Here is a 16,143-nt window from a genome sequence, read left to right on the forward strand (position 1 = left end):
CATGGCAGGCGAGAACAAGGTCCGGGCCGAGCGGGACGCCATCGCCGAACCGTGGGGCTCCCGCACACCGTACGGGGCGGGGGAGCCATGGCCGGTCAGAGTGGACATGCGACTTGACGAGGGCGTTTCGCCCGACGACGTGGATGTGTGGGTCCAGACGGCCTCGGTGCTGCACTCCAACGGCGACGCGATGGACATCGCGGTAGCCGGCGGCCGCATGGTCGGCGTGCGCGGGCGCGCAACGGACCGGATCAATCACGGCCGCCTGGACGTCAAGGACCTGTTCGGCTGGCAGGCCAACGCCTCGGCCGACCGCCTCACCAGCCCGCTCGTCCGGGAGAACGGTGAGCTCGTGGAAACCGACTGGGACACCGCACTGGACCGGATCGCCACGGTCAGCCGTGACCTGATGGCGAGCGACGGGCCGGCTGCGCTCGCCTTCTACACCAGCGGCCAGCTCTTCCTCGAGGAGTACTACACGCTCGCCGCCATCGCCCGTGGCGGGATCGGCACGCCGCACCTCGACGGCAACACCCGGCTGTGCACGGCCACCGCGGCGCAGGCGCTGAAGGAAAGCTTCGGCTGCGACGGCCAGCCCGGCTCCTACACCGACTTCGACCACGCCGATGTCATCGCCGCGTACGGGCACAACATCGCGGAAACCCAGAGCGTGCTGTGGGAACGCATCCTCGACCGCCGACGCGGTGCGGACCCGCCGGTGCTGGTGTGCGTCGATCCTCGCCCGACCGTGGTGGCCCGCGAAGCGGACATCCACCTGGCGCCGGTGCCGGGAACCAACATGGCGCTGATGAACGGCCTGCTGCACGAGATCGTCGCCAACGGATGGGTCGACGAGGACTGGATCGAGCGCAACACGGTCGGCTATCCGGACCTGGTGGACATGGTGTCGCACTATCCGCCCGAGCGGGTCGCCGACATCACCGGCGTCACCGCTGCGCAGCTCCGGGAAGCCGCTCGGGTGCTGGGCACCGCCGAGCGGCTGGTGTCGACCGTGCTGCAGGGCTTCTACCAGTCGCACCAAGCCACCGCGGCCGCCGTCGCCGTCGACAACGTGCACTTGGTGCGCGGGATGATCGGCCGCCCCGGCTGCGGGGTGTTCCAGATGAACGGTCAGCCCACCGCGCAGAACACCCGCGAGTGCGGCGCGGACGGCGACATGCCCGGGTTCCGGAACTGGGCGAACGAGCGTCACATGGCCGAGCTGGCCGAGCTGTGGAACGTGGACCTGGCGGACATCCCGCATTCCGGTCCGCCGACCCCGGCCATGGACATCTTCGCCGGTGTCGAGGACGGTTCGATCCGTCAGCTGTGGGTCAGCGGGACCAACCCGGCGGTGTCCCTGCCGGAGCTGGGTCGCATCCGTGCCCTCCTCGGCAGCGACGAGCTGCATCTGGTGGTGCAGGACCTGTACTTCACCGAGACCGCCGAACTGGCTGACGTCGTCTTGCCCGCCGCGGCCTGGGGCGAAAAGATCGGCACCTTCACCAACGCGGACCGGACGGTGCACCTGTCCGACAAGGCCGTCGACCCGCCGGGCCAGGCGCGATCCGACTTGGACATCTTCCTGGCCTACGCCCGCAAGATGCAGCTGGCCGACCGGGACGGTGCGCAGTTCCCGCAGTGGCACGACGCTCCTTCCGCATTCGCCGCGTGGCAGCGCGCAGGCGCTGGACGGCCGTGCGACTACACCGGGCTGTCCTACGAGAAGCTGCGCGGTGGCAGCGGGATTCCCTGGCCGTGCAACGCCGACCACCCGGACGGACTGGAACGCCTGTACGCGGACGGCTTCCCGGCGCATCCCGACGAATGCGAGCAGTACGGCAAGAATCTGGTCACCGGCGAACCGTGGAGCGAGGACGAGTACCGAAGGTGGAATCCGAACGGGCTGGCGATGATCAAGACCGCGCCTTACGTGCCGCCCGTGGAGCCACCGGACGACGTCTACCCCTTCCACCTGATCACCGGGCGGACGCTGACCCAGTTCCACACCCGCACCAAGACCGGCAGGGTCTGGCAGCTGACCGACGCCGCTCCGGAAGTGTGGGTGGAGGTGAACGTCTCCGACGCGGTCGACCTGGACCTCGCTGAGGGCGACCTGGTCCGGGTGGAAACCCGCAGGGGAGAAGTGCTGGCCCGGGTGCGGCCCACCGAGATCCGGCCCGGTGTGCTGTTCCTGCCGTTCCACTACGGCTACTGGGATGCCGCCCCGGACGACCGACAGCGCGCAGCCAACGAGCTGACACCGACGTCGTGGGATCCGGTGTCGAAACAGCCCCTGTTCAAGACGGGTGCCGCATCGCTGGCCATCGTGGCCCAGGCCGAAGGGGCGACCGCACCCGCGCCGACCCACACCGCGTCCGCCCCGGCAGGAACCGTTTCCGTGGCACGCACCGCCGGCGGTGGCCGGGCGGTCGTCGTCGAGAACCCGGCGGGACGGCGAGCAGAACCGGGCTGGAGGTGATCACTCGCCGGGGGCGAACTCCTGCGCTTTGCTGCGCACGCCCTGCATGAGCATGCGCCACGCTCCCCGGTCACCCTTCGCCAGCGCTGCTGCCGTGGCGGACAGCTGATCCAACCCGACGTGCGGCGGGACCGGCGGGACTTCGGGATCGCAGATCACGTCGAGCACGACCGGGTGATCGGCGGACAGCGCGCGGTCCCATGCCGGGCCGATCGCGTCCGGTTCCTCGACGCGGATGCCTTCCAGCCCGAACGCGGTGGCCACTTCGGCATAGGAAACGTCCGGCAGGGTCTGGGACGGCTCGAACTTCGGGTCCCCGCCGAGCGCTCGTTGTTCCCAGGTGACCTGGTTGAGGTCGTTGTTGTGCAGCACGCAGACCGCGAACCGGCGATCCGGCCACAGGTGGTGGTAATGCCGCACGGTGAGCAGCTCCGCCATGCCGTTCATCTGCATGGCGCCGTCGCCCACCAAAGCGACGACGGGGCGATGCGGGTCGGCGAACTTCGCGCCGATCGCGTACGGCACACCGCTGCCCATGGAGGCCAACGTTCCGGACAGCGAACACCGGATCGACCCTCGGATCTGCAGCTGCCGCGCGTACCAGTTGGCCACCGAGCCGGAATCCCCGGTCACCACCGCGTCTTCCGGCAGACGGGCGGACAGCTCCCACACGATCCGCATCGGGTTCACCGGGTCGGCGTCCAGCAACGCTTGCTGCTCGACCACGGATCGCCAGTCCGCGACGATGCCGCGCACCCACTCTCCCCAGGAAGGATCGCGCGCGGAGTCCAGCAGCGGCAGCAGCGCGCGCAAGGTGGCGGAGGCGTCGCCGACCAGCGGTACGTCCACCGGATAGCGCATGCCGATGGCCCCGCCGTCCAGGTCGATCTGCACCGCCCGTGCTTGCCCGAACTCCGGCAGGAACTGCGAGTAGGGGAAGCTCGAGCCGACGATCAGCAATGTGTCGCAGTTGGACATCAGCTGCCAGCTGGCGCGCGTGCCGAGCAGCCCGATCGAGCCGGTGACGTACGGCAGATCGTCGGCGAGCACGTCCTTGCCGAGCAGCGCCTTGGCGACACCGGCGCCGAGCAGTTCGGCGACGCGCCGGATCTCGCCCGCGGCACCGCGTGCGCCCTGCCCGATCAGGATCGCCGGCCGTGATCCGGCGTTGAGCACGTCCGCGGCCGCCTGCAGGTCGGCGCGGTCGGGCAGCGTCACCGAGCGCAGCCGCGCGGGCGGGCTGGAGGGCACATGCTTGAACTCGTGCGCCGGCGGGCGATAGGGCAGGTCCTGCACGTCGGCGGGGATGATCAGCGCGGTGACCGTGCGCTGTGCCTCGGCGGTCCGCATGGCCCGGTCCAGCGCATTCGGCAGCTGTTCGGGCGCGTTGATCTCCACCAGGTAGGCGTGCGCGACGTCCTTGAACAGCGCTTGCAGATCGATCTCCTGCTGGTAGCTGCCGCCCATCGCGGTGCGCGCGGTCTGCCCGACGACGGCGACCACCGGGACGTGATCGAGCAACGCGTCGTAGAGGCCGTTGAGCAGGTGTACCGCGCCAGGCCCGGAGGTCGCCAGGCAGACCGCGGGGCGTCCGCTGAACTTCGCCCGGCCGACGGCGGCGAACGCGGCGGTTTCCTCGTGTCGGGTCTGTACGAACCGGGGCCGGTTGCCCGCCCTGCCCAGTGCCGCCAGGATCCCGTTGATGCCGTCGCCGGAGTAGCCGAACAGTTGGGCGACGCCCCACTCCTGCAGCCGTGCGACGAGATGGTCGGCGACCGTGATGCTCATTCCGCTGCCTCCGGTGGGCGCACGACAGGGGCGCGGCGCGTCAGATCGGCCGCCGCCGCACGGTGCCGGGGGCGAGGATCGCTTCGAGGGTGTGCGGCGTGCACTTGTGGGCCTGGACCGGATGAAGCTTGGCGTCGGGACGTGACGCGGCCAGCGCCGCCCGCTTGGCGCGCGCTCGGATCTTCGCCGCAGAGAGCCGTCTGCTCCGACCGAACAGAGTGGGCATCGTGACCTCCTCACCCCGACCTGACAAGCGGCTACCCAGCCGCGACGCTCCGCTAACACCCGGGCGGGCCCGCCGAGGACCGGCGCCGCAACGGCGCGATTCGACGCCGGGGTCACCGGGTAGCCGCGGTGCATGCCATTCATGGACGACAGCCGCGGCGCGGAATCCGTCGTGGCGCTCGGTGGGCTGGTGCGGGTGACCGGTGCGGGGCTTCCGGCCGAGCTGAGGTGTCCGCCACGTCCCGGGCCGGACGCAGCGCACCCGAGCCAGGACCACCGAAGCGGCCCGTCCGTGCCCGGCACGGCGGTTGGCACGGTGCGGGTGCCTGGGTGGTGGTTGCCGCCCGCGGCGAACCGGGTGGCCCCCAGTACGGGCCAGTCCCTGCAGGAACTGCGGGAAGGAGCACGACCGTGGATCCTCACCGAAAAGGAGATCGAGTGTCTGGCGGACGAGCCGCCGTTGACGGAGGTCCAGCCGGTCCCCCGGCTGGACGCCGATCAGACGGCTCAGGTGCACGAGCGCTGCCGAGGCAGCCTCGGCGCGGGACGGGAGACCCATTCATGACGCTCAGCGTGGGGGTGGAGGAGGAATTCCTGGTCGTCGACCCGGTGATGGGGCGACCGGTGCCGCGTGCCGCGGACCTGATCGGTCAGGTGGAGGCGGGCCCGGACGGCGCGACCGTGCAGCCCGAGCTGTCGAGCGCGCAGGTGGAGGCGGCCACCGGGGTGTGCACCACGCTCGGAGACCTTCGCAAGCAGCTCTGCTCGCTGCGTGAGTTGCTGGCTGTGCGGGCCCGCGCAGCAGGGGTCGCCCTGCAGTCGGCGGGTGTTCCGGTAGTGGACGCGGCCGCTCCGGTGACCCCGGGCGACCGGTTCGAACGCATGGTCCTGACCTACGGGCAGGTGCTGGGCGACTACCGGTGCTGCGCGTGCCAGGTCCACGTCGGTGTGCCGGACCGGGACACGGCGATCACGGTCATGGACCGGGTGCGGCGATGGCTACCGACCCTGCTGGCGATCTCGGTGAACTCGCCGCTGTTTGATGCCCGGGACACTGGTTACGGCAGCTGGCGGATGGTGTTGCAGAGCAGGCTGCCCGGCGGCGGTGTGCCGCCACGGTTCGGCTCGGCCGCGAACTACGAGCGGATGCTGGCGGCGCTGGTCGACACCGGCGTGCTCGTCGACGAGCGGATGACGTTCTGGGTCGTCCGGCCGTCGCCTGCCCAGCCGACCCTCGAATTCCGGGTGGCCGACGCTTCCCTGGACGTCGAGGGTGCCCTGCTGCAAGCGGCTTTGTCCCGTGCGCTGGTGTGGCAGGAGATGGCGGACATGGACGCCGGGAAACCCGCCGTCGGCTGTTCCGACACGTTCGCTGCCGCCGCGTTGTGGGCGGCGTCCCGCTACGGTCTGGCCGGTCCGGCGATCGATCCGGTCACCGGACGGCAGACGCTCGGCATCGTGCTGCTGGCCGATCTGCTCGATCATGTGCGTCCGGCGTTGGCGGAAGCCGGCGACCTGGAGCAAGTCCGGCTGCTCGTCGACCGCCTGCTGGCCATGGGCACCGGCGCGGAGCGTCAGCGTCGCGCCGCGGAACGCGGAATGTCGGCGGTGCTGGACACCGTGGCGATTACCGCGGCCGCGCAGCGGGAAGCCCCGGCGTGACATCTGCTGGAGGTGCGATGCAAGCGACTGTTCCCGCTCCACGTGGAGACGTGTCCGCGGCCGTCATCGAGGCTCTGACGTCTGGTGGCCCCCTGCCCGAGGTGCCCGCGGAGATGGACCCGTACGGCGAGGATCTGCAGCTCGCGCTGCATGTGTGCTACGAGCTGCACTCCCACTCCTCGCCGGGGTCGGCGAGGAGTGGGAGTGGCACCCCGGGCTGTTGTCCGTGCGCCGCGACCTGGAGCGTCAATTCCTGGCCGGATTGCGTGCCGACACCGCTGGCGGGACCGATGTGGCCGGGGAGTTCGACGAACTGCTCGTGCTGCCTGCCGACGGCGAGGGGCTGTCGGGTTACCTGGCGCAGGACGCCGAGCGGTGGCAGCTCGACGAGTACTTCGCGTTGCGGTCGATCTACCACCTCAAGGAAGCGGACCCGCACGCGTGGGTCATTCCCCGATTGCACGGCAGGCCGAAGGCCGCACTGGTCGCGGTGGAGTTCGACGAGTTCGGCGGCGGACGCGCAGACGACATGCACGCCAAGCTCTACGCGGATCTGCTCGACGGGGCGGGCTTGAGTTCGGCCTACCTGCACTACCAGGACGCGGCGCCGGCTGCGATGCTCGCCGTGGTCAACCTGATGTCGATGTTCGGCCTGCACCGTTCGCTGCGGGGTGCGCTGGTGGGGCATTTCGCGGCGGCGGAGATCAGCACGCCGCCGTCGGCGAAGAACATCGTCACCGCGTTGCGGCGCTTCGGTGCCGGCGAACGGTGTGTGCGCTTCTACACCGAGCACATCGAAGCCGACGCGGTGCATGAGCAGGTCATGCGCCACGACGTGGTCGACACCCTGCTCAAGGACGAGCCGGAATTGGCCGCCGACGTCGTGCTGGGGATCCAGGCGACGGAGCTCGTCGAAGCACGTTTCGCCGACCACGTGCTGGCCGCGTGGCGGTCCGGCCGTTCGGCACTCCGTAGTGCATGAGTCGGGCCTGACCGGTCAGCTGGCGACCCAGGCGGGTCGTGGAGTCAGTCGTCGTGCCTGCGGCGGCGCTTGCGACGATGGCTGGTGTCGCAGAACGGGTAGGTCTTGCTGCGTCCACATCCGCAGATCGCCACCACGAACCGTTCGGACACCCGGGTCTCGCCGTCCGGGCCGGTGACCTCCACCGGGCCCTCGATCAGCAACGGCCCGCCGCGGCTGACCCGGACCCGGCGTGCGGGCTCATCGCTCGGCACGGATCATCACCAGCTCTTCGACGCGTTCGCCCGGCTCGATCAGGCCGCGGCGCTCCAGCCACGTGACCCGGCTGCGCAGCACCGGGCCGAACGGCAGGGTGCGTCGTTCCACGATGTCGGCCTGCAGGCCCGCCTCGCGCAGCATGCGCACGCTCAGGTCGGGCCCGCTCAGGGCTGATTGCACCAGCAGGAGGAATCCCCCTGGCCGGAGCAGTCGCGCCGCCGATCGGCACAGCGGATCCAGCACCTGGCGTCCGTCGATGCCGGCGTCCCAGGCGCGAGCCGCGCCCGTGACTCGCGCCCGCATGCTGGGGACGTACGGCGGGTTGGACAGGATGACGTCGTACTGCTGGCCGTGCAAGGTCCGGATGTCGCCACGCCGAAGGCGGAGCCGGACCCGGTGCCTGCGTGCGTTCAGCCAGGCCGCGGCGATGGCCCGGGCCGAGATGTCCAGGCCGGTGCCCGAGCGGGCGCCGGACCGCTACGCTGCGATGGCCAGGGCGCCGGTGCCGGTGCCGACGTCCAGGACGTCGGCATCCTGCACCCCGGCGGTGGCGACCGCTTCGGCCAGCATCCACGTGTCGTTCTGTGGTCGATAGACCCCCGGTGGGGCGATGAGCTCCATGCCGCTGAATACCTCTGCGTGGCAGATCGAAAACGGCTGGTGGCAAGGGAAATCAGAGGTGGAAGGCCGGTTGCCCGATCCAGAACGCGCAGCACTGCTCCTGGTCCGGTCCGATCTGCTGCGCGTACTTGCCGACTCCGGCGTCGCGAGGGCACCTCGGCCACCGCGACCGTGGGGCGCCGCCGCAGATCGACCTTGCCCTAGGGCGTCAGCCCGAAGTCAGCGCCGCTCTGCTCCGCGAACTGGTGGGCTCGAGGCCTGGGTTGCGCAGGATCGGCATGCTCCGTCGCAAGCATGGGCCGAAGTGTCCGACCCTCGTTGCACCGGCGTCGTCTTGGGCGCCTGAAGGCCCGTACTCCCCGCGGCGCGCAGCCGCGTCGTGTGCGGGTTCAGCCGCGAGCATCGATCGACCCGGCCTCGTCTGCCGGGGCCGGTCTCACCGTGGTCACGTGAGCTTTCTGCTCAGCGCCCGGGCGCCGAGGTCCCAGCCGGGACGCGGGTCGGTTCGTCCGGTGACCGGTGCTGTTCGATCAAGTCCGCCGCCATGCGCTTGGCCCGCCGGGCGGCGTCCCCGTCGCCTTCGTAGGCGGCGATGATCGATCCCTTCATCAGGATGTGCCAGGACCGTGCGAACTCCTCCGTGCGGTACAGGCCGGCTTCGTCGGCCCGTTGCTTGACCATGTCCCGCAGTTCCTCGAGGTAGCCGATGGCGGCCTTGCCGACCGGGTGATCCGGTCCCATCTCCAGCAGCACGTTGATGAACGTGCAGCGGTCGAAGTCGTCGCTGTGAATCCACTCGTCGAGCACGTCGAACATGGCCAGCAGGCGCTCCTCGGGGGTCTGCCCCCGGCGCCCGGACTCGTCGAGCACCAGTTCGCGCGTCCACACCTGCTGCCTGCGCTCCAGGAAAGCGACGACAAGCTCGTTCTTGGTGCGGAAATGCCGGTAGAGGGTCGCTTTGGCCACGGACGAGCGCTCGATCACCTCGTCGACGCCGACTGCCCGAATTCCTCGCCGGGAGAACAGGTCGTAGGCGGTGCGCAGTATTCGTTCGCGCGCGACGTAGGGGTTGCGGTGGTCATCGGGATCAGCCGTCATGAGGGTCTACCGTACGCCTTTCTTTGCATTGCTAATGATCGCCTGGGGTGGTGTCGTCGCGCCGTGCTTCGAGCCGGCTTCCGCGCCGCGTGCGGCGCGGGTCGGGGGTGCCCTCGTCGGGGAAACGGCGGAGGAACTCCTGCTCCAGCTCCAGCATGCGCACCGTGTGGGTCCGCAGTGCCGACGCGGTGCCGCCGAGCACGGTGCCGTGGCGGGTGTCGTGCAGGTGGCGCAGTTCCCGGCGAAGGTCGTCGTCGGTCAGTCGTTCCGGTGGAATGCCCTGTGTCACTGGTTCCCCCTTGCCTTGCCGATCATGCCGCGTCGTGGCGTGACTGGGGAAGGGGAGCGGGCTGGGACAGGATCTCGCGGAGCTGGCGGAGCGACTGGGCCAGCAGGCGCGAGACGTGCATCTGCGACAGGCCGACCACGCGGGCGATTTCCGACTGCGTCATTTCGCGATAGAAGCGGAGCACGAGGATGCGGCGTTCCCGCTCGGGGAGCTGAGCGAGCGCCGGCTCGAGGTCGGCGATGTTCAGCACGTTGTCGAAACCGCCGTCGACGTCGCCGACGAGATCTCCGACCTCACTGCCCGGGTCGTCGGGTGAACCAGCGGGGCGGTTCAGCGAGCTGGGGTGATACGCCGCGGCGGCGGTCAGTCCCTCGTGCACTTGCGTCACGGGGATGCCGAGGTGACGGGCCAGCTCGCTGGGGCGCGGTGCCCGGCCGAGCTCGTCGAGGAGTTCGTCGCCGGCGCGCTGCAGCGCGAGGTGCAGTTCCTTCAGACGGCGGGGGACGCGCAGCGCCCATGTGCTGTCCCGGAAATGCCGGCGCAGCTCGCCGCGGATGGTAGGGATGGCGTACGGCAGGAAGCCGCGTCCCACGGCCGGTTCGTAGCGGTCGACGGCTTTGATCAAGCCGATGATCGCGACCTGGATCAGGTCTGCGGTAGGTTCGCCGCGGTGCTGGTACCCGCGAGCGAGCCGGGTGGCCAATGGCAGGTGTGCGTCGATGATTCGTTCGCGCAGCCGTGCGCGGCCCGGATCGGCGGCATGCATGGTGGTGAGCTTGACGAGAAGCGGCTCCATGGCGTCGAACTCGCCATGCGAGCCGGCGGGACGCGGCGTCTCGGTGGTGCGCCCCGGGGACAGGACGGCGGTGTGCGATGAGGTCAAAACAGCTCCCAACGGTGGGCTGCACGGGCCGGTGCGCCGCGCACTTGTCTGGCGGTCCGGCTGTCAGCTCAACCGCGAATCATCACCCTGCCACAGAACAGACAAGTCTGTCTACCCCTGGTGGTGTGGCGTTCCGTACGTGGTGCCGGGCTCGCGTCAGGTCGGGCTGCGCGGTGCGCGGATCGTGCGGCAGGACACCGGATTGGTCTTCCGCTGCCGTGCGACGCAGCAGCGTCTGTTCCGCGCGGCCGATCAGTCAGCAGCCGGGGAGTCTCCTGGGCGCCGGTACAGCAGCGAGTAGCGCCAGAACAGGTGTCGTCGGATCACGGATCCGGGCAGCAGGGTTCCGGCATGATGCCGGATCTCGGCCAAGGTCATCGCGGCTGGTGCCACGGGCGGACGGACACCCTTGCCGGTTCGGCGGTCTCGGTGGTGAAACGGTATGGACGCCAGCCGGACCACCGCGAAGGTGGCGATGCCCAGCCAGTTCAGCGGCACCGCCGCCAGGCTGACGGCGTAGTCCGTCGCAGTGCGTTCGCGGTACAGCCCGAGAACCGCGAGCACGCCGCCGGGGCGCAGAGCTTCCCGTAGCCGCGGCATGATGGTCGCGAACGGCAAGTGGTGCACCACGGCCAGACAGCTGATGAAGTCGTAGCGTCGAGTGCCCAAGTCTTCGGCCAGCACGTCCGCGACGCGGTAGTGGACGTTGGACGGCTGCGGGGTGTACGCGCGCGCAGCGGCGATCATTTCGGGTGCTCGGTCGATGCCCTCCACCACGCGAGCCTTCTCCACGAGGGCTCTGGCGAAGGTGCCCGTCCCGCATCCCACGTCCAGGGCCCTGTCGCAGTGCGGGGGTACGTGACGCAGCAGCACTCGGTGATAGAGATCGTTGTGGTTCCACCGACGCACAGGTCGCTCCTCACGAACGCAGGAGGTGACCCCAGTGTCACCGAACCGTTGTGCGGGAGATCCGAGCCCGCGTGGCGTGCTGAAGGTTCGATGAGTGTCGTGCTCGAAGGCGGCATGCGACCAGCATGAGCCGTCACGGTGAGCGACGTGGGCGTTGTCGTCTCGCGTTGGGAGCCTCCGAGTGCCTACCCGGTTCGCCGTCGGTGGTCGGTACCTCCTGGCTTGCGGTCTGCCAGGTCTCGTGGGTGGTTGGGCATCGCAATGCCGTGCGGTCGGTGGTGGGTGCGGGCTGGGGGCGTGGTCGATACCTCCTGCCTCGCGGTCACCCGAACCTGAGGACGGCCGGTCGCCGCCTGGCTTGCCGCCGGTGTCGGATACCGCTGCGACACCGGTCGGCTGACCGGTACTGCCCGGCATGTCGTTGGCTGACCGGTACTGCCCGGCACCCGTCGGCTGATCCGCGCCGCCAGGCATCCTTCTCCGAAAGCGTGGTCGCACACGCCACTCAGCCCGGGCGCCGACGGTTCACGCTCGGGGCTCGCCGCCGCTGGGTTTCGCGCAGATGACGGCTCCCGGACGCCACTCGATGTGTGCGCGTTGCCGTGTCTCGTCTGTGCGAAGGCGTGCCGTGTGTCATGAGAACAGGGCGCTGTAGCCGTTGAGGGCAGGCTGGCCGCCCAGGTGCGCGTACAGCACGTTCGAGTCGCGATCGATCTCTCCGCGGGTGATCAGGTCGATCAACCCGGCCATCGACTTCCCCTCGTAAACCGGGTCGGTGATCATGCCCTCGGTGCGGGCGGCCAGTCGCATGGCCTCCAGCGTCGCGTCGTCCGGGATGCCGTAGGTGCCCGCGTGGTAGCGGTCGTCGAGCACGATCTCGTCCTCACGAAGCTCGCGCTGCAGCCCGATGAGCTTGGCGGTGTTGCGGGCGATGCGGCCGATCTGTTCGCGGGTCTGGGTCGGTTTGGCCGACGCGTCGATCCCGATGATCCGTCGCTGCGGGCCACCTTGGTCGGCGAGCTGCGCGAAGCCGGCGATCATCCCGGCCTGCGTGCTGCCGGTGACCGAGCAGACGATGATGGTGTCGAACACCACGCCCAGCTCGCGCTCCTGCTCGGCGACCTCATGCGCCCAGTTGGCGAAGCCGAGCCCGCCGAGCGGGTGGTCGGAAGCACCCGCCGGGATCGGATAGGGCTTGCCACCGGATTCCTCGACCTCGCGGATGGCCTGCTGCCAGCTGTCTTTGAACTCGATGCCGAACTCGGCTTGCACCAGGCGCACGTCGGCGCCGGTGAGCCGGCTGATGAGGATGTTGCCCACCTTGTCGTAGACGGCGTCCGGCCAGTCGACCCAGCTTTCCTGGATCAGCACGCATTTCATGCCGACGCGAGCGGCGACCGCCGCGACCTGGCGGGTGTGGTTGGACTGCACACCGCCGATGGAGACGAGCGTGTCGCAGCCCTGCGCCAGTGCGTCGGCGACCAGGTACTCGAGCTTGCGGGTCTTGTTCCCGCCGAAGGCGATGCCGGAGTTGCAGTCCTCGCGTTTGGCCCAGATGGTCGCGCCGCCCAGGTGCTCGGTCAACCGGTCGAGCCGGTGGACGGGGGAGGGGCCGAACAGCAGCGGACAACGGTCGAAGGACGTGATGGACATGGCTGCCTCCGATGGTGGGTTGGCGGTTTGCCTGCTTGGCGTGGTGGCTTCACGCGGTCGGTGACCGCGCGGTTCCGGGCGGGTTCACAGATCGCTGGTTCACGGGCCAGGCGGCATCACGGGCGGCCCGTGCCGGCCGGTGTCGCGGTCGGTGCCTTGGTGGTCGTCGTGGCCTGTGTCTTGGATGCGCTCCCGGTCGGTTTCGCGGCGGTGATCTCGGTCGGTGTCTTGGTGGTGGTGGTGGTTTCGGCCCGTGCTGCGACGAACGCCTTGGCCGGTGTCTCGGTGTGTCTCGGCGATCGTCTTGGTCTGCGCAGCGGCGGAACCCTTGCTCTGTGCCTCGGTGGGAGGCGTGGTCCGTGCCTCGATGCAGGCCGCGGCCGATGAGGTGCCCTCGGCCAGGTCTTCCAGTTGGTGCCAGGTGCGCGTGGTGACCTCGACAGCCTTGGCCGGATCCCTGGCCTCGCACGCGCGGATCAGTTCCTCGTGCAGGGCCGCCGACCGCTCGGCGCTGGCCTTGCGGAACTGCAGCCGCTCCAGCCGGCGGATGAGCGGGGTGTAGCGGTCGATGGTGGCCGCGACGGCGCGGTTGCCGCACACCCGGACCAGGACGCCGTGGAAATCGTCGTCAGCTCGCATAGCGGCGTCGATGTCACCGGACCGCGTCGCCGCCACGAATCGTTCGTTCGCGGCTCGCATTGCGGCGATGTCGGCGTCTGTCAGGTCTGGTGTAGCGGTTCGCGCTGCCAGCTCGTGCATCGCGCGCACGACAGCGGCTGCATCCTGAGCATCGCGCGGAGCCAGGGGAGTGACCCGAGTGAAGCTCTGCGGCTTGGTCTCGACCAGCCCCTCGTCGGCCAGACGAGCGAGGGCATCGCGGATCGGTGCGCGCGACAGCCCCAAACGCTCGGCCAGCTCGGCGTTGCTGAGAGTCGCGCCCGGCGGGAGTTCACCGCGCACGATCGCGTCGCGAATGGCCTGGTAGGCCGTATCGCGGAGCAGCGTTCGCCGCACGGGCCGCAGTCGTTCCATGAACTGACATGTTAGATATTAGTTGCAAGAAGTGACAGGGCCGAACAACCGACAGCCCGGTAACCCGGTTCGTTCGCTACGCCGCGCCCCGGGCCCGGCCCGGTGTCCTGGCCAGTCGGTCCGGTGTTGCAGGTCCCGGCCGATGCTCGTGGTCAGTGGTTCCAGTGCCCGGATGGCCTGCGGCGCCTGCCCGCGATCGGTCTGCTGCCTTGGTCAGTCGGTCCGCTGTTGTGGGTCGTGGTCGGGTCCTGGTTCGCGATGGGTCCGGTATCTGCGGGTTTGGCCGTTTGCTGTTCCGGCTCACTCTTGGCTAGTTGCGCCTGCCCGCGATCGGTGCGGTCGGGCGGGGCAACTCGGTGGCGTGGGTCTGGTCGGTGCTGGCTCGTGACCGGCGCGGTGTTGTGGTTTGTGGTCGGCTGTTTGGTTCGGCCTGTGGCGGGTCGGCTGCTCCCGGTCAGCACCCGGCCTGGTGTCCTGGTCGGGATCGGCGCGGTGATCCGGGCGGGTCGGTCCGGTGTTGTGGGTCGTGGTCGGAGCCTGGTGCGCGATGGGGCCGGTGTCGTGGGTTTCGGCTGTCTGCTGTTCCGGTTCGTGGTTGGCCAGCTGTCTTGGCCTGTGACCGGCGCGGTGTTGTGGTGTGTGGTCGGTCGCTTGGTTCGGCCTGTGGCGGGTCGGCTGCTCCCGGTCAGCACCCGGCCTGGCGTTCTGGTCGGGATCGGCGCGGTGATCCGGGCGGGTCGGTCCGGTGTTGTGGGTCGTGGTCGGAGCCTGGTGCGCGACAGGCGCGGTTCCCGTGGGTTTCGGCCGTTTGCTCTTCCGTTCGTCGTCGGCCGGCTGCCACGGCCCGCAACCGAATCCTGGCCCGCGACCGACCCGGTGCTTCGGTCAGGTTGGTCCGGTGCTTCAACCCGGTCGACCTGGTGGCGTAGGTCCGGTCGGTGCCGGCTCGCGACAGGTTCGGCGTCGTGTTTCGTGGTTGGCCGCTCGGTCAGGCCCGTTGCCGGTCGGCTGCCTCGGCCCGTGATCGGCCCGGTGCCTCGGTCCGGAACCGGCCGGGGTCCGGCGGTCCGGCATTGCCGGTTCCGGTGCCGACGCTCGGCTCGCGGTCGGTCCGATGGTCCGGTGCCCAGCCGGCGCGGCACCCTGGCTCGCGGTGGCCTGATGTCTTCTCGCGGTCGGTGCTCGGCTCCCGGGCGGCCTAACTTCGCCCGTGCGGGGTCAGCCACACCTTGGGGTCCGGTCCCTTCGGGACGATCTGCGTCGGGTTGATGTGCTTGTGCACGACGTAGTAGTGCTTCTTGATCTGGTCGAAGTCGACCGTCTCCCCGAACCCCGGCGTCTGATACAAGTCACGCGCATACGCCCACAACACCGGCATCTCGGTCAGTTTGTTCCGATTGCACTTGAAGTGACCGTGATACACCGCGTCGAACCGCACGAGCGTGGTGAACAGCCGCACGTCGGCCTCGGTGATGGAGTCACCCATGAGGTATCGCCGATCGGCCAACCGCTCTTCCAGCCAGTCCATGGTTTCCCAGAGCAGGTCGTACGCCTCGTCGTAGGCTTCCTGCGATCCGGCGAACCCGCATCGGTACACCCCGTTGTTCACTCCGACGAAGATCCGCTGCATCACCTCTTCCATCTCTTCCCGCTGATCCTCCGGCCACAGATTCGGCGCGTCCGGCCGGTGGTAGTCGCTCCACTCGAAGAAGAAGTCGTGCGTGATCCACGGGAAGTCGTTCGTCACCACCTGGCCCGTCGGGATGTCCACAATGGCCGGCACGGTGATGCCGCGCGGGTAGCCCGGGTAGCGGCGGAAGTACGCCTCCTGCAGCCGTTCGATGCCCAGGACCGGGTCACGGCCGTCCGGGTCGAGATCGAACGTCCAGCTGCGTTCGTCGTGAGTCGGGCCGGGCATGCCGACCGAAATGACGTCCTCGAGACCGAGCAGCTTGCGCACGATCAAGGTGCGGTTGGCCCACGGACAGGCAGCCGCCGCGATCAGCCGGTACCGGCCGGGCTCCACCGGCCAGAGCTCGCCCTTGACCGGTCCGTATTCCGGAACGCGCGCGTTCTTGGTGATGCGGTCGGGAATGTAATTCATGTCACGCTCGAACGACTTCTTGGCCATGACGATCAGCCTACGCACGGGCCCGCAGCTCGGCTCATTTTTCGCAGCCGGGCGCAAACCGTGCAGCTGCACGGCTCGGTGTGCCGTCGCCTTCGTCGCGGCAGGCAATGGCGCGAAGGCATGGGAGGAG

At 69.4% G+C, this 16,143-nt stretch carries 15 protein-coding genes and 1 pseudogene; 4 read left to right on the plus strand and 12 right to left on the minus strand.

Features of this window, described 5'->3' with window-relative positions; translation table 11 throughout:
- The first annotated feature begins 1 nt into the window (after nt 1).
- Nucleotides 2-2,482 (plus strand): molybdopterin oxidoreductase family protein, encoded by a 2,481-nt coding sequence (locus YWY_RS19875; protein WP_038044333.1) that lies wholly within the window; start codon nt 2-4, stop codon nt 2,480-2,482.
- Here YWY_RS19875 and YWY_RS0102365 read toward each other — a convergent pair whose 3' ends face one another.
- Nucleotides 2,483-4,270: a thiamine pyrophosphate-requiring protein gene (locus tag YWY_RS0102365; protein WP_028846304.1), complete on the minus strand. Its 1,788-nt coding sequence runs from the start codon at nt 4,268-4,270 to the stop codon at nt 2,483-2,485. It lies immediately after the preceding gene.
- 40 nt (nt 4,271-4,310) lie between these two features.
- Nucleotides 4,311-4,496: a hypothetical protein gene (locus tag YWY_RS0102370; RefSeq protein ID WP_028846305.1), complete on the minus strand. Its 186-nt coding sequence runs from the start codon at nt 4,494-4,496 to the stop codon at nt 4,311-4,313.
- 141 nt (nt 4,497-4,637) lie between these two features.
- On the opposite strand from YWY_RS0102370, the gene YWY_RS24985 reads away from it, so the two are divergent.
- The 3 genes and pseudogenes from YWY_RS24985 (at nt 4,638) to YWY_RS19890 (ending at nt 7,139) form a co-directional block, all read left to right on the plus strand.
- Nucleotides 4,638-5,060: a DUF6098 family protein gene (locus YWY_RS24985; protein WP_425426108.1), complete on the plus strand. Its 423-nt coding sequence runs from the start codon at nt 4,638-4,640 to the stop codon at nt 5,058-5,060.
- Entirely contained in the window at nt 5,057-6,157 is a 1,101-nt protein-coding gene (locus YWY_RS19885) for a carboxylate-amine ligase (RefSeq protein WP_038044334.1), read from the plus strand. Before YWY_RS24985 ends, YWY_RS19885 begins: the two co-directional genes overlap by 4 nt.
- A pseudogene (locus tag YWY_RS19890) lies at nt 6,154-7,139 on the plus strand (iron-containing redox enzyme family protein). Before YWY_RS19885 ends, YWY_RS19890 begins: the two are co-directional and overlap by 4 nt.
- A gap of 44 nt (nt 7,140-7,183) precedes the next feature.
- On the opposite strand, the gene YWY_RS0102390 reads toward YWY_RS19890, so the two are convergent.
- The 10 genes from YWY_RS0102390 to YWY_RS0102430 all read right to left on the minus strand — a co-directional run bounded on the left by YWY_RS0102390 (nt 7,184) and on the right by YWY_RS0102430 (nt 16,013).
- Entirely contained in the window at nt 7,184-7,393 is a 210-nt protein-coding gene (locus YWY_RS0102390; RefSeq protein WP_028846306.1) for a CDGSH iron-sulfur domain-containing protein, read from the minus strand.
- Entirely contained in the window at nt 7,380-7,847 is a 468-nt protein-coding gene (locus YWY_RS19895; RefSeq protein WP_342665091.1) for a methyltransferase, read from the minus strand. The genes YWY_RS0102390 and YWY_RS19895 overlap by 14 nt, the downstream gene beginning before the upstream one ends.
- Nucleotides 7,848-7,874: 27 nt before the next feature.
- Nucleotides 7,875-8,018, minus strand: coding sequence for a class I SAM-dependent methyltransferase (locus YWY_RS24860; protein WP_342665087.1), 144 nt, complete (start codon nt 8,016-8,018; stop codon nt 7,875-7,877).
- 462 nt (nt 8,019-8,480) lie between these two features.
- Nucleotides 8,481-9,116 carry a TetR/AcrR family transcriptional regulator gene (locus tag YWY_RS19900; RefSeq protein ID WP_051309564.1) on the minus strand — a complete coding sequence of 212 codons (636 nt, stop codon included), beginning with the start codon at nt 9,114-9,116 and terminating at the stop codon, nt 8,481-8,483.
- 31 nt (nt 9,117-9,147) lie between these two features.
- Nucleotides 9,148-9,405: a DUF6158 family protein gene (locus tag YWY_RS0102405; protein ID WP_028846307.1), complete on the minus strand. Its 258-nt coding sequence runs from the start codon at nt 9,403-9,405 to the stop codon at nt 9,148-9,150.
- A 22-nt stretch (nt 9,406-9,427) separates the two neighbouring features.
- Nucleotides 9,428-10,171, minus strand: coding sequence for a SigB/SigF/SigG family RNA polymerase sigma factor (locus YWY_RS0102410; protein ID WP_245566524.1), 744 nt, complete (start codon nt 10,169-10,171; stop codon nt 9,428-9,430).
- A gap of 369 nt (nt 10,172-10,540) precedes the next feature.
- On the minus strand, nt 10,541-11,197 hold the full coding sequence (locus tag YWY_RS24510) for a class I SAM-dependent methyltransferase (protein ID WP_028846309.1): 657 nt from the start codon (nt 11,195-11,197) through the stop codon (nt 10,541-10,543).
- Nucleotides 11,198-11,830: 633 nt separating this feature from the next.
- Entirely contained in the window at nt 11,831-12,850 is a 1,020-nt protein-coding gene (locus tag YWY_RS0102420) for a 1-aminocyclopropane-1-carboxylate deaminase (RefSeq protein ID WP_028846310.1), read from the minus strand.
- 99 nt (nt 12,851-12,949) lie between these two features.
- Nucleotides 12,950-13,882, minus strand: coding sequence for a GntR family transcriptional regulator (locus YWY_RS19905; protein WP_245566525.1), 933 nt, complete (start codon nt 13,880-13,882; stop codon nt 12,950-12,952).
- 1,198 nt (nt 13,883-15,080) lie between these two features.
- On the minus strand, nt 15,081-16,013 hold the full coding sequence (locus YWY_RS0102430; protein WP_051309567.1) for a glutathione S-transferase family protein: 933 nt from the start codon (nt 16,011-16,013) through the stop codon (nt 15,081-15,083).
- Nucleotides 16,014-16,143 lie beyond the last annotated feature (130 nt).

The organism is Thermocrispum agreste DSM 44070, assembly GCF_000427905.1.
Lineage (GTDB): Bacteria > Actinomycetota > Actinomycetes > Mycobacteriales > Pseudonocardiaceae > Thermocrispum > Thermocrispum agreste.

Bases quoted from the DNA above. Each gene is read 5' to 3' on its own strand.
- YWY_RS0102420 (WP_028846310.1), bottom strand. From the start codon at position 12,850: ATGTCCATCACGTCCTTCGACCGTTGTCCGCTGCTGTTCGGCCCCTCC.
- YWY_RS19885 (WP_038044334.1), top strand. From the start codon at position 5,057: ATGACGCTCAGCGTGGGGGTGGAGGAGGAATTCCTGGTCGTCGACCCG.
- YWY_RS0102430 (WP_051309567.1), bottom strand. From the start codon at position 16,013: ATGGCCAAGAAGTCGTTCGAGCGTGACATGAATTACATTCCCGACCGC.
- YWY_RS24860 (WP_342665087.1), bottom strand. From the start codon at position 8,018: ATGGAGCTCATCGCCCCACCGGGGGTCTATCGACCACAGAACGACACG.
- YWY_RS0102365 (WP_028846304.1), bottom strand. From the start codon at position 4,270: ATGAGCATCACGGTCGCCGACCATCTCGTCGCACGGCTGCAGGAGTGG.
- YWY_RS0102410 (WP_245566524.1), bottom strand. From the start codon at position 10,171: ATGCATGCCGCCGATCCGGGCCGCGCACGGCTGCGCGAACGAATCATC.
- YWY_RS19905 (WP_245566525.1), bottom strand. From the start codon at position 13,882: ATGGAACGACTGCGGCCCGTGCGGCGAACGCTGCTCCGCGATACGGCC.
- YWY_RS19900 (WP_051309564.1), bottom strand. From the start codon at position 9,116: ATGACGGCTGATCCCGATGACCACCGCAACCCCTACGTCGCGCGCGAA.
- YWY_RS0102370 (WP_028846305.1), bottom strand. From the start codon at position 4,496: ATGCCCACTCTGTTCGGTCGGAGCAGACGGCTCTCTGCGGCGAAGATC.
- YWY_RS24985 (WP_425426108.1), top strand. From the start codon at position 4,638: ATGGACGACAGCCGCGGCGCGGAATCCGTCGTGGCGCTCGGTGGGCTG.
- YWY_RS19875 (WP_038044333.1), top strand. From the start codon at position 2: ATGGCAGGCGAGAACAAGGTCCGGGCCGAGCGGGACGCCATCGCCGAA.